Annotated in this window: 8 protein-coding genes; all 8 read left to right on the top strand. The window is 62.6% G+C overall.

Going from position 1 to position 13,927, the window contains the following annotated elements:
• Positions 1-132: 132 nt before the first annotated feature.
• The 8 genes from KVY00_RS05315 (at position 133) to KVY00_RS05280 (ending at position 13,927) form a co-directional block, all read left to right on the top strand.
• Positions 133-2,004: a DNA methyltransferase gene (locus KVY00_RS05315; protein WP_223044660.1), complete on the top strand. Its 1,872-nt coding sequence runs from the start codon at positions 133-135 to the stop codon at positions 2,002-2,004.
• The gene (locus KVY00_RS05310) at positions 2,001-4,925 is read left to right on the top strand and encodes a DEAD/DEAH box helicase family protein (protein WP_223044659.1); all 2,925 of its coding nucleotides are present in this window, start codon (positions 2,001-2,003) and stop codon (positions 4,923-4,925) included. Before KVY00_RS05315 ends, KVY00_RS05310 begins: the two co-directional genes overlap by 4 nt.
• Positions 4,922-6,805, top strand: a complete 1,884-nt coding sequence (locus KVY00_RS05305; RefSeq protein WP_223044658.1) for a KAP family P-loop NTPase fold protein — start codon at positions 4,922-4,924, stop codon at positions 6,803-6,805. Before KVY00_RS05310 ends, KVY00_RS05305 begins: the two co-directional genes overlap by 4 nt.
• On the top strand, positions 6,795-7,637 hold the full coding sequence (locus tag KVY00_RS05300) for a hypothetical protein (RefSeq protein WP_223044657.1): 843 nt from the start codon (positions 6,795-6,797) through the stop codon (positions 7,635-7,637). The genes KVY00_RS05305 and KVY00_RS05300 overlap by 11 nt, the downstream gene beginning before the upstream one ends.
• Positions 7,634-8,932 (top strand): hypothetical protein, encoded by a 1,299-nt coding sequence (locus tag KVY00_RS05295; RefSeq protein WP_223044656.1) that lies wholly within the window; start codon positions 7,634-7,636, stop codon positions 8,930-8,932. The genes KVY00_RS05300 and KVY00_RS05295 overlap by 4 nt, the downstream gene beginning before the upstream one ends.
• On the top strand, positions 8,932-9,720 hold the full coding sequence (locus tag KVY00_RS05290; RefSeq protein WP_223044655.1) for a TatD family hydrolase: 789 nt from the start codon (positions 8,932-8,934) through the stop codon (positions 9,718-9,720). The genes KVY00_RS05295 and KVY00_RS05290 overlap by 1 nt, the downstream gene beginning before the upstream one ends.
• A complete protein-coding gene (locus KVY00_RS05285; RefSeq protein ID WP_223044654.1) occupies positions 9,717-11,174 on the top strand; it encodes an ApeA N-terminal domain 1-containing protein in 1,458 nt (485 codons plus the stop codon). Before KVY00_RS05290 ends, KVY00_RS05285 begins: the two co-directional genes overlap by 4 nt.
• Positions 11,175-11,302: 128 nt before the next feature.
• The gene (locus KVY00_RS05280; RefSeq protein WP_223044653.1) at positions 11,303-13,927 is read left to right on the top strand and encodes a TrlF family AAA-like ATPase; all 2,625 of its coding nucleotides are present in this window, start codon (positions 11,303-11,305) and stop codon (positions 13,925-13,927) included.

The following is a 13,927-nucleotide window of genomic DNA, read 5'->3' as shown; positions in this document are numbered from 1 at the left end:
CCGCCTGCGACAGCATGACCCGCCCGAGCGGCGCGGCACCTTAGCAGTGTCGGTGGCCGCCGGTACCGTGGGACACGGCACTATGAGCACAACTTAAGACGCGCCCTCGGCGCGGAGGAGATCACACACAGCATGAGCAAGTCCCTACTGGAGCAGCTACCCGGCATCGTCGCCGCAGGTAAGCGGCAAGCGGCACAGATCCTGGAGCAACTGGAGGGGCGGAACCGCGTCAGTCTGCAGACACGTGAGCTCGTGATCCCTTCGAAGGATCGCGGTGGCTTCAACTTCTGGGGTAACGACGGTGCCGACCCGACCGAGACACCCAACCGTCTGATCTACGGCGACAACCTCCTCGCGATGGCCGCACTCCTCGCGGGCGATGAGGACACGCCGAGTTTGCGCGGAAAGATCGATCTGATCTACATCGACCCGCCCTTCGACTCCAAGGCCGACTACCGGACGAAGATCACCCTGCCGGGCGCGACGATCGACCAGAAGCCGACGGTACTGGAACAGTTCGCCTACTCGGACACATGGTCGGACGGGACGGCGTCGTATCTCGCGATGATTGCCCCGAGGCTGGTTCTCATGCGGGAATTGCTGTCGGAGCGTGGGTCGATCTATGTCCACCTTGACTCAAATGTTGGCCACTACGTCAAGATCGTGCTCGACGAGATATTCGGAAAGCGCAACTTTCAACGCGAGATCATTTGGCGGATCGGTTGGATATCGGGGTATAAGTCAGCGGCGAAAAACTGGATCCGCAATCACGACGACATCTACTTTTACGTCAAGGATCGTGATCGCTTCCACTTCAACAAGCAGTACATACCTTACCCCGACGACTACGTACGGCGAGATGGGAACCGTCCAACGGGTCAGGGATACCCGATCGAGGATACGTGGAACTCGTCAGAGATGGACCGTCTCGACTCCATCCAGATCATGAGCTTCTCAAAAGAAAAGGTGGGGTACGCAACCCAGAAGAATGAGTCGCTCCTGGAACGCATCATCACGGCTTCCTGCCCTGAAGGTGGTCTTGTCGCTGACTTCTTTGTTGGATCCGGTACGACGGCTGCAGCCGCTGAAAAGCTTGGCCGCCGCTGGGTAGTCAGCGACCTTGGAAAGCCCGCCGCCATGATCACCCGCAAGCGCCTCATCGACCAAGATGCTAAGCCCTTCCTCTACCAGGCCATCGGCGACTACCAGGTGGAGCAAGCACGTTCGACGCTTGGGCGCTCGTTCCGTGTCGGCGATCTTGCGAAGGTGGTGCTCGACCTCTTCGGTGCGCTTCCCCTGCCGCCCGAAGAGAACGTGAACGGCAGCCTTGGCCGGTTGCCCGGCACGCGCACGCTTGTCTATGCGGACAGCCCATCGCGCCTGACCACGATCTCGACGTTGAAGCGTGCACAGGGCTATCGCGAGGTCAAGATGGGTGGCTTCGACAAGGTTGTGGTGCTCGGCTGGAACTTCTCGGCCGGTATCGGACAAGACATCACTGACCTCAACGATCCGAACCTCGAGGTACTGGTGATCCCACCGGATCTGCTTGATCGTCTGAAGAAAAAGGGAGCGGACAAGCTCGCTACCGATGTACGTTTCTCCAGCTTGCAGTACCTCCAGGCCGAGGTTGCCGCGCGCACCACGGACGGAGAACGTGAGTCTTTGGCAGTGAACCTGCAGAACTACGTGCTGCTGTCACCGGATGCGATCAACCTCGATCAGGCAAACCGAGCAAAGCTCCAGGACGTGATGAACACCGAGCCACTAGCGCTCATTGAGTACTGGGCGGTCGATCCCGACTACGACGGCGAGGTGTTCCGCTCGGTCTGGCAGGACTACCGGGGCAACACCGAGAACGACGGTGATGAGCTGCGGGTCGTCACGACCGCAGTACTCGACCTGCCTCGTGCGGATGATCCGCGCACAGTCTGTGTTCGTGCGGTTGACGTGTTCGGTTTCGAGTCTGAGGTCGTTATCTCAGGTGTGGAGGTGCAGCCATGAGCGGCTTTGCTGACTTCCCGCTTGCCAAGGGGCTTTCTGCGGTCGTTGACCCGCTGATCCCCGGGATCGTCGATGGCACCGGTTCGAAGCTGCTCGACCAGGTCACTCCGGTGACGGCCGAGCTACTGCGTTTCTGGTTTCAGCAGGACTACTGCGAACTCCGCGAGCTGAATTTCCACGCCGGACAGCGCGCCGCGATTCTCCACATCATCTACGCGCACGAAGTCCTCGGCACGGCCCGTCTCCGTGATCTCTACGAGGCAGTCGCTCCGGAAGCGATGCTTGAGGGCGGCGTACTTGGCGAGGTGACGCGCGACCGCCACGACCACCCGAAGTACGCGGCGAAGATGGCCACGGGCACTGGTAAAACGTGGGTGCTGAACGCGCTGCTGGTCTGGCAGTACCTGAACAAGCTCGCGAACCCGCAGGATCCGCGCTTCTCCAGCAACTTCCTGCTCGTCGCACCGGGTCTCATCGTGTACGACCGGCTCCTCGACTCGTTCCAGGGTAAGGAGCAGAATGGCGAGCGAGACTTCTCCACGAGCGACATCTACCGTCAGCAGGATCTGTTCATACCGGACACCTACCGCACGCAGGTCTTCACGTTCCTTCAGTCCTCCGTCGTCACCAAGACCGAGATCGGTCGCAAGGTCACCGGATCGGGCCTGATCGCGATCACAAACTGGCATCTACTCGCAGGCAAGGAAGACCCCGACTTTCTCGACGATGACGAGGTCGAAGCGCCTGGCGCCGAGATCGACCCGAAGGCCGCAGTCGAGAGTTTCTTCCCGCTCACTCCTGGCACGAGCGCTGGGAACGCGCTCGATGTGCTGGACCGACGGTTCCTGCGGGGCGGCCCACTCCAAGCGCTGAAAGACCTGCCCGATCTCGTCGTGTTCAACGACGAGGCACATCACATCCACGAGGTGCGCAAGTCCGATGAGGTCACCGACGTCGAGTGGCAGAAGAGCCTGAGTGAGATCGCCTCGACAAAGGGACGCCGTTTCACCCAGGTCGACTTTTCCGCGACCCCATACAACGAGGTCGGATCGGGGCGCTCGAAGGGCAAGGCCTACTTCCCTCACATCGTCGTCGATTTCGACCTCAAGTCCGCCATGCGTGCCGGACTCGTTAAGTCGCTTGCGCTTGATAAGCGCAAGGAGATCGCGGCGCTACCACTGGACTTCAAAGCGGAGCGCGACGAGCAGAAGCGCGTCACCGGCCTGTCGAACGGTCAGCGCGTCATGCTCCAGGCTGGTCTGAAGAAGCTCCAGATCCTCGAAGAACAGTTCGCCGACGCCGATCCCGACAAACACCCGAAACTGCTGGTGGTCTGCGAAGACACCAACGTCACACCGCACGTCGTCGAGTACCTGCAGAGCACTGGGCTTTCTGAGGACGACATCCTGCGTGTCGACTCCGGCCGCAAGGCCGAGCTTGGCCCGAAGGACTGGGAGCCCATCCGAGAGAAGCTGTTCGACGTCGACCGGCACAAGCAGCCCAAGGTCATCGTCTCGGTGCTCATGCTCCGTGAAGGATTCGACGTCAGCAATATCGCAGTCATCGTGCCGCTGCGCTCGTCAAAGGCGTCCATCCTGCTGGAGCAGACGATCGGGCGCGGTCTGCGCCTGATGTGGCGCGGCGACCCCTCGATCGACGAGCTTAAGGCCGAGACCCGGGAGCGAATCAGTAAGGGGCTCGAGCCGACCAACTACTTTGACGTGCTGTTCATCGTCGAACACCCAGCGTTCAGCGACTTCTACGATGAACTGCTCAGCGGTGGACTCATGGTCGAAACCGGCGACGACGCGGACGGTACTGGTGCAACCGGCGACCTGGAGCACGTTGATCTCAGACCTGGCTACCAAGCGTACGACTTCGAGATTCCTGTCATCTTGCGCGATGCCGACGAGGAACTACGTCAGCCGAGCATCAATCCGCTCGAGCTTGCGGCGTCGCCGTACCCACTTGACCTGATCATCAAGACCGTCGGCAAGGGTGACCGGTTCGTTTCGCACGACGCCGAGACTGGTACACAGTACGGTGACTACCGCGTCGATGGCGGAGTGCTGACTGCCACTGGCTACAACGACTACCTCTCCCGCATGACGACGCGCATCACCGAGGCGCTTGGCCGGACGATGACGAAAAGTCAGAGCAAGTATAACGAGAACGCGAAGTTCCCGATTCTCCAGGCGTACCGTCCGCTGCTCACCGGTTGGCTCGACAGCTACATCCGTCACCGCCTATTTGGTCAGGAGTTTGACCCGCTGGCCGAAGAGAACTGGCGCGTGCTGCTGCTTGACGACGTCGCGCACAGTATCGCCGGAACGTTCGCCACCAGGCTTGTCGAGCTCCAGGACAGCCAGTTGGTGGCCTCAGCCGAAGTACAGCACCGTTCACTGTCCGAAGTCGCCACGATCCCCGTTCGCGGTAGCACCGCCGAAGAAGTCAACAAGTGCATCTACCCGAAACTGCCAGTCCCATCCCAAGGCGGCGGGCTTGAGCGACGCTTCATCCGCTGGGCTGACAAAGACTCTGGCATCGAGGCCCTGGCCAAGGTGCACGAGTACCGGCACGATTTCCTTCGTCGGCCGTACCTGAAAGCCGATGGCATGCCCGCGCAGTACTCGCCAGACTTCCTCATCCGCACGCCGTTCACCATCTACGTTGTCGAGACGAAGGCGCAGTCTGCGCTCAGCGACGAGAATGTGCAGCGCAAGCAGAAAGCGGCGTTGGCATGGTGCGAGCAGATCAATGAGCTACCCGAGGAAGAGCGCGACGGCAGGGATTGGGCATACGTGCTACTGGGCGAGACCATCGTCAACGAGTGGCACGAGAAGAACGCCACGGTGACCGATCTTCTCGAATACGCGCGACTTCGTCGCACCACCACGGCACGCCAGGAGCGGCTGCTATGACCTCCTCATACCCGCTCTGGTCGGATGAGCCCGCCACCCAGGATCTGCTGGCCTTTCGTGCCGTGGCGGAGACGGCCGCGGACGCCATCTTCGACGATGGACTCGACCCGGTGGCAATCGGTCTGTCTGGTGCTTGGGGCAGCGGCAAGACCAGTGTGCTGGAGTTGATCAAGTCCGAGATCACGGAGCGCTCCAAAGATAGCGATCGCAAGGTGCTCGTCATCTCGACGCAGCCGTGGCTTTACGACCCGGCAGTCGGCCCGAAGGAGAGCCTCCTTGCTGAGGTGCTCGGCGCACTCAGCAAGGAGTTCAAAGAGTCAGACCCGGTTGGCAAGGCTGGCCTCGAAGCCTTTAAGAAGCTCGTTCGCAAGGTGAACTGGTCGAAGGCGGTCAAGATGGCCGCGAAGACCGCCATCACCATGCAGCTGCCAAACATCGATGACGTCTTCGGGCTGGTGAGCGACGAGCCTGACAGCCTCGACAGCGAGAAAGGCATGACCGCCTTCCGCGAAGAGTTCGAGACGTTGTTGGCTGATCCCGCGCTGGCCCACCTGTCGCGTGTGGTGGTGCTCGTCGACGATCTCGACCGCTGCCTGCCGGACACTGTGGTCGAGACCCTTGAAGCGATCAGGCTGTTCCTTTCGGCCAAGCGCATGTCCTTCGTCATCGCGGCCGATGAGGATCGCGTCGCCGAGGCGATCCAGCAGAAGCTCAAGACTGCGGCTCCGAAAAACGAGGATGAGGATCCGGCCAAGCTCTACCTGCACAAGATCGTCCAGACGACCATCCCTCTTCCCGCGCTGAGCCGATTCGACACCGAGGCGTATCTTTTCCTCCTTCTCGCGAAGTCCGAGCTGAGCGAAGACGAGGCGGCATATGCGTCCTTCGTCACGAAGTGCGACGAGCTGCGCATAGGTGGCGGCAGCCTCGACGACCTGGAGGTCGAGGATGGCAGTGTGCTGGCGGAGCACCTTGTCACGGCCACACGCCTGACGCCAATCCTCTATGAGAAGTTCCACGGCAATCCGCGCCGCATTAAGCGGTTCCTCAACGACCTGAATGTACGCCAGGCCGTTGCCCGGCGTCGTGGATTCGAGCTGGAGCCGGATGAGGTTGCCAAGCTCATGGTGCTGGAGCGCATCCTCACCGATGACTTTGAGACCGTGCTCGGCTGGCTCGCGTCGAACCAGCTGCGCGACAAGCTTGACGCGCTCGACGTTGCTGCGAACGGTCGCGTAGAGACGATTGAGGAACCTGCGTCTGAAACTTCCGAGGAAGAGACGCCGAAGGAGCGCGGCGCCAGAAAGAAGCCTGCCGTTACCGAGCCGGAGCCAGAGCCCGCTCGTGATGACGACTTCAGCGACACTCTCCGCCGCTGGGCGAAACTCCCGCCCGTACTTGATGCATCCGCCATCTCCGGGTACCTCTACCTTGCTGCCTCATTCGCCAAGATCGAGGTCATCGACACCGGGCTACCCGAGCGTCTCCGCGACCTCGCGGTTGCCCTGGCCTCGAGCCTCAAGCTCGACCGTGCAGGCGTCACCGACGAAACCTTGAAGCTGCTTCCAGAGGGCGACGCCCAGATCTTGGTCGGCCATCTCGGACGCCGAACTCGCGATCAGCCCGCTCTGCAGAAGTTCACCGTCGAGAGCCTGCTTCGCCTCGCGGCGCAGCAGCCCAGTACCCAGCCGAGTGTTGTGGCGGCGCTGAAGAGTCTTCCCGCCGCCCACGTCGAACCGGCGACGATCATCAAGCTTCGACCGCTGGATCAGGCGGTCTATCGGCCGGTGCTTGAGGCCTGGCGGGACGGGTCAGACGACCAGCAACTCCAGCAGTCTGTGGGCATCGTCGAGACGGCGTGGAGCGGCAATGGGAACTAGCGGCTCATTCGGCGGCAGCGGTGGCAAGGACGCAGGCGACCTGCGCGACAACATTGCGGCGTGGCTTGATGCCGCAGGTGGGCCAGGCGCCGCCGATGGTGCTGACACGAGCGGCGCGGACGGAGCCGACCACGTTTCTGATCCGCCGCGTCCCGGAACTCCGGCGCAACCGCGTGTAGACCTCGGGCCGGCGCTTCGCGTCCTGCTCAACTCGCGCGGACGCGGTGGGCGCAGCGACGGCCCGGGTGGTGGCGGCGGGGGCGGTGCCCGAGGCGGAGGGGGTGGCCGTTCATCGGGTGGTGCCACCCGCTCTGTCGGTCGGGTATCTCGGGCAGCTGGGCGAGCTGGGCGGCTTGCGCTTGCCTACTCGTCTGGCAACCGGGAGGCCCTGCGTGAGGCTGGTCTCAACTACGACGAGCTGCAGTCGCTCGGTGACCCTGTCGCTATCGGGCTCAAGATCATCGAGGCGACCTTTGAGTCCCAGGCCGACAGCACAGTTGCGGATGCTGAGGAACGCGACATCGTCGCGACCGTTGTCGAGTGGATCTTGGAGCAGCCTGCGGATCATCCGCCGACGCCGGAGGATGTCGTCAGGAAGTCGATCGAGACAACGATCGCGGAGACCGCGTTGACCGAGGTGTCAGCGACGATCTACGCCAAGGACGCCAGCTTCGAGAAGCGCCGTAGCTTGGAGCGCCAGATCCGTGATGTGGCAGCGGAGTATGCGGCGCAGGCAACCCTGAACCCGGCAGGCGCGACCGAGCAGCAGATGGCGCAGGCCATCGAGAACGGCATCCGCGATATCGGGCAGATCTTCGGAGTCACGTCATGACCCGGCTGCTGCTCACACTCTCCGAGGCAGCTGCTGATGCCGGCCTTGAGGAAGGCGGCTTCGACGAGGTCTTCCTCTGGACGCGCAACGGCCGCACCACCTTCACTGGCGGTGTCGATCCCCACCTGGCCGGCCTTGGCGTGGTGAACCCACGCAACGTCGACCTTGTCCGGATTGCGCTCGGTGTTCTTGCCGCTGATCGATCAGTGCACCGTGAGGCCGGAGGCTCGAGCTGGAACGCACGGGACTTTGACCTCACCGTTGAGGTGACCGATCCTGAAATCTGGGCGCCGCTTGCCGAGCAGCTATCCCGCACGGTCGGGTTCCTCTCGGGTGACAGCTGGGCATTCGCCTTCACTCAGGCTCCTTTGGCTGAGGCGACCGGACTGCCGATCGAGGAGCAGCACCACGACCGGACGGTGCTTCTGAGCGGGGGCGCTGACTCGGCCGCTGGCGCACTGTTGTCCGCAGTCGAGCTGGGCGGGAACCATTCCCAGTCGCTGGTGTCTCAGTACAGCTCGACCGCGATCTCCCCGGTGCAACAGGGCATCGTCAGCGCGATTAACGAGCTGATACCCGGTATCCGGCAGGTGCATCATCAGTTCCACCTCCATCGTGGATCGAGGCGCCTTGACGGCTCATCGTTCCGCAGCGAGACGTCGACGCGCTCGCGCTCACTGCTCTTCCTTGCGCTCGGGCTTGCCGTCGCTGAGCGCGCTGGCTCGACGCTCTGGATTGCCGAGAACGGCTTTGCCTCGCTCAACCCGCCGCTCGGCCCCGATCGCCGTGGCAGCCTGTCGACGCACACCACCCATCCGCGCTTCCTACGGGAACTGTCTGCGCTGATGCACAGCGTGGGCGGTCATGGCCTTATCGAGAACCCCTTCGAGACGCTCACGAAGGGCGAGATGTTCCGCCGTGTGGCAGATGCCGTTGGCATCGACGCCGCCTCGGCCTACCTCAGCAGCACAAACTCCTGTTCGCACACCGATGGGCGCTACAGCGGAGCGCCAGCTGGTTCCTCCTGCGGTGTCTGCTTCGGCTGCCTCGTCCGCCGAGCAGCTTTCACCGCCGCCGGCATTCCAGACGCCACGACCTATCTCTCCGAAGATGCGAGTGGCAGGTACGGCACGTTCGTCCGGCAGAAGTCGATCGTTGAGCCGCTCCGCGACTTCGTCGACCGAGGCATCCGGCCACGCGACGTGATGGCGATGTCACTGCCGGAGGGATACACCGCGCAGGACGCGCTCGCGCTGTCCCGGCGTGGAGTTGAGGAACTGCGGGGGCTCTTCTGATGGCACCCCAGCTTCCCCCGCTCGACCTGCATGCGCATATCAACCCGAAGACTCGCTCCGCCGACCTCGAGCGGCTCGGCGCAGTCGTGTTCGCGGCGACTCGATCGTTGGACGAGTACGAGTCCGTCAGAGCTCGTCGCGATCAGGTCACGATCTGGGGCGTCGGCTGTCATCCAGGCGTCGCGCAGGCGCAGCAGGACTTCGACGCAACGAGGTTTAGCTCATTGCTCGCGTCGACCGCCTTCGTGAGTGAGATCGGGTTGGACGGGCGCTCAAAGGTGCCCATTGCGGATCAGGAGCAGGTGTTCGCCTCGGTGCTTAGCGCGCTTCAGAGGACCCCCCGCGTCGCCTCTATCCACAGTTCAGGTGCGTCGGGCCGCGTTCTGGGCGCGCTGGAGCGAACGCCGATCAAGGGTGCTGTGCTCCACTGGTGGCGCGGCAACGAGGCCGAGACGTTGCGGGCGATCGAACTCGACTGCTGGTTCTCGATCAACGCCGCAGGGATGAAGTACCCGGCTGACGTCTCGCTGATCCCGCTCGAGCGGATTCTTACCGAGACCGACCATCCGTCCGGTGATCGCACATCCACTTTGCCGCGACAGCCGGGTTCCGTCGACGACGTCGAACAGGCGCTGGCGAGGATTTACAGTCTCGATGTCCAAGCTGTCCGCAGGCAGGTCTGGGCGAACCTGGTCCGCCTTGTGGGTGAGACGAACGTTGACGGCCTTCTCCCTGCCGCTGTTCGGCGGATGATCGCCTTCGCGCGTGCGAACGGAGCGCCGCGATGAAACCAGCCAAGGAGACCTCAGCAGTCAAGCTGCCGTTTGAGACCGGCGAGTACCTCATCACCTGGCAGGTGCCCGACCGTAGGGGTGGCCATCTGGCGATTCCGGGACTTCTGACCGTTGAGCAGGGGAAGTACCCAACCGGGATCCTGTACGGCGATCTGCCGATCGAGTGGGTGTCCGAAGGAGCCACGGGAGTCGCCTCGTTCCCACAGCGCCACGCCTTCGACGTCCTCACAGGCCGACTCTCAAGCGGGGCCTACGTGGCCCTGATGAACGGCGAACTCAGCTACAGCTTCCCAGGAAGCGGCCGAGCCGTGGGAGCCTTCGCAGCACTGTCACTTGACGCATTCGACACGGCGGAACACCGGAAGTACGCCTCCATCGAGCTCCAGATCGAGGGGCTGGAATCGGTCGCGGGGGTCGCCCCAATCTCTCGCGTCAAAATGCCGATGAAGGCTGGCGACGAGCCAGTCTGGGAAGCCACCGTCGACAAGGACGCCAAGTTCACCTGGAGCGTCGGCGGCCAGTCGATGATTTTCAGCTACGACTACAGCGTGCGGGCGCTCGACGGCTACGAATTCAGGATGGCCTTCGGCCCTGTCCTGCGCCTCAACTCAGACGAGCCACTGACGGTTGTCGATTGGTGGCTTGAGTGGGTGCGCCCTCTCCGCCAGCTCATCTCACTCCTGACGGGTGCTCCCCGTGAGCTTCGGTACCTTCTCACGCTGGTCGATGAGGCCGCCCCGCGCTCGCACCGCGACCAAGTGTTCGGCTGGGACATCACCCACCTGCCCGTCAACTCAACCCGCGCTGCCGTCGAGGAGATTCGTTCGGCGGTCAACCTTGCGAACGACGACCTGAGCCTGCTCGACCTACTACATGCCTGGCAGCGACAGATCACGGCTAGGCACCCTCTCTTTGAGACCTACGGTGCGATGGCAACGGCTACTGACCAACATCCCCGCTCGAGGTTCCTACTTCTGCTCCAAGCGCTGGAGGGATCATACGGCTTCGAGAACCGCGCCAAGCATGAGGCGAACAAAGAGAAGTACGGCCTCAAGCGGGAGAGCATACTTGCGCGTGCCCAGCAACTTCTCGAGAAGGCCGACTTCACATTCATCAACAAGAACCTCCGTCGGGAGGCTCAGCAGGGCCTCGACTCGGCGCTCTCAGATCTACTGAAGCGACTACCGGACGAAGTCTCGGAGGAACTCACGAAGACCGAACTGATCAAGGCCGTTCGCAAGGAAGACACCGGTAAAGGAACGCTCCCGCTCCAGACTGCTCTCACAAGAGCCCGAAACACACTGTCGCACGGCTCAGGCTCATTCGAACCCCAGCACTTGGCGATCGTGGCTGACATCCTCGAACGGGCGGTGCGTTCTGAGGCCATCCGATTGCTTGGTGCTCCGCTCGGCGCGCAGGAGCGTGCAGCCAGGAACGGGGAGCGCTGAGGGAATGGTGGCGGCTTCACACTGCAGGATTCCGCCGACCGATCGGCTGGTGTCTGCCGCCAGATTAGACAGGTAACGCGAGCGCGGGCAACGATGCCCGTCAGCTCGGAGAAAGCTTGGGGGATGAGATGAACGATAAGACTGGCCCCGGGGCACGATGGGTGCGAGCCGCACTCCAGGTGAACCCCTACGAATACCAAGGGAAGAACGCGCCGTCGGCGACGTACAACACGGAGGCGGACTACAACAAGGCCCTGCTCGACGAATGCGAAGCGCAGGGTATCGAGCTGTTCGCCATCACGGATCACTGGAAGGTCGACTCCGCACTTCAGCTCATCCGCGACGCAGCCGATCGGGGCATCGTTGCCCTTCCCGGCTTCGAGGCGAACTCCGACGAGGGCATCCACATCCTTGTGATCTTCGAAGCGGGCACCAGCGCAGCGACGATCAACGCCGCGATCGGGATGTGCGGGGTATCACCTGGCTGCGCCAACGGGACAACCGGCGAGCCGTTTACCGACATCCTCGAGAAGATGACCGCGCAGGGCGCCCTCGTGATTCCTGCCCACGTCAACGTTCCGAACAGCGGCCTCCTGACTGGCCGCGCTGGACAGCCACTCGTCACCAAGATCAAGCACCCGGACCTTCATGCACTCGGCATCACACCGAGCCAACCCGATGGCACAGACCAGGCGGCGATCCTCAACGGCACCAAGCCCTATGACAGGGCTCACCCGCTTGCCGCGATCCATGCCGACGATGTGACGAAGCCGTGCGCCCTCCAGAGCGAGGGGGCGAGCTGCTGGTTCAAGGTCAGTCGCCTCTCCGTGGACAGCCTCAAGCTCGCTGTCCGAACGCCTGAGACTCGAGTCTCGCTGGAGGATCCCGCAATCGAACCGCGCCCCACCCTGAAAGAAATCTCGTGGGTCGGCGGCTTTCTGGATGGCGTGACGATTCCGCTTTCGACCGATCTCACGACACTCATTGGCGGACGAGGCACTGGGAAATCGACGGCCATCGAGAGCCTCCGATTTGTGCTGGGGCTCACCCCGATCGGTGCGGAGGCGAAGCGAGACCATGACGGCATCGTGAGCGGTGTGCTCAAGTCGGGCACCGTGGTGAAGCTGCTCGTCGAGACCACCTCGCCGTCGGTGCGTACGTTCACCATCGAGCGCTCTGTCAACAACCTTCCGGTAGTGAAAGACGAGAGCGGTACTGCCACCAACCTGCGGCCAGTCGACGTCATCGCAAACGTGGAGATCTTCGGGCAACACGAGCTTGCCGAACTGACGAACGACAGCTCGAAGGTCGCGAGCATGCTGCAGCGGTTCCAAGGGAGTGGCGAACTGACGGCCGAGCACATCGAGACTTTGGCCAAGCTCAAGCTGAACCGAGAGAAATTGACTCGTGCAGAGGAGGGGCGAACCCAGCTCGAGGATGAGCTTGCGGACGTCCCTCGGCTCGAGGAGCAGGTGCGGCACTACACCGACACGGATGTGCCGACTCGCCTCAAGGAAGTCACGCGACTCACCCAGGACGAAGCGGTATTCACTGAAGCAACGGCGCGCGTGGCCACAGCTCAGGAATCGCTAACAGCGCTCACCGACCCGCAGCTGATCACGAAGCTTGAGGCCGCGTTCGAGAACATTGACGACTCACCCAGATCTGACTATCTCAAGCGCGCTCAGGCTGCGTCGACGGCACTTGCCGCCAAGCTGACGGCCCTTGCGGCTGAGGCCCGCACAGCGCTCGACGCGGCATCTTTGGAGATCGAGACAGCGAAGACCGAATGGTCAGACGCAGTTCGCGAGCAGCGCGACGAGCACGATGAGGTGCTTCGCAAGCTCGTGGAGGAGGGGCTGGAGCCCAACAAGTACCTCGACACGACCAGGGCACTGGAGACGTTGAAGGCCAAGGAGTCTCGACGCGCCGGTATTGCAACGAGCCTTCGGGGCCTGCAAACCGAGCGGGACATCCTGCTGCAGGCGCTCGCAGGCCACGAGAACGATCGGGCACGAGAACTGACCGAAGCGATCCGTGCCGCGAACGCCGCGACTGGCGGCGTCGTGATCGTAAAGCCCGTCCCCGCGTCGGATCGGAAGCACATCAAGTCGTTGATCGAGCAGTCCATCTCCGGTCAGCGCAATCGCATCATGGCGGCTATCGACCAGGACAACTTCTCAACGCGAGCCTTCGTAGAGGCGGCGCGAGCCGGAGAGTCGGAACTGAGCGCACAGTTCTCGATCAGCGGTGCACAGGCGCGGTCTCTGCTTGAGGCCGGAGAGCCTCTTTTCCGACAGCTCGAGGAGCAATCAGTGGGGCAAGCGGTGGAGGTTCAACTCGACGTTCAGGCAGGAACGGGCACGCGCGAGTTCAAGAAGATGGACGATCTGTCGAAGGGGCAGCGCGCGACCGCCCTGCTCCTTCTCCTGCTCGGCGCATCGAACGCTCCGCTCGTGATCGATCAGCCCGAGGACGATCTGGACAACCGATTCGTCTATGACGGCATCGTCACCAACCTTCGGACTCTGAAGGGTAAGCGTCAGATCATCGCGAGCACTCACAATGCGAACGTTCCAGTGCTTGGCGATGCTGAGTTGATCGTGGCTCTCGAAGGGGATGGTCAGAATGGTCGAGCTGCAGCGGACGGCATCGGTTCCCTGGACGATGTGACCATTCGTTCCCACGTTGAGAACGTGCTCGAGGGCGGGCCAGCAGCTTTCAACGCTCGACAGCATCTTTACGGGTTCTAG

The organism is Leucobacter tenebrionis (assembly GCF_019884725.1).
GTDB lineage: Bacteria > Actinomycetota > Actinomycetes > Actinomycetales > Microbacteriaceae > Leucobacter > Leucobacter tenebrionis.
This window is presented reverse-complemented; position numbering and strand designations above follow the sequence as displayed.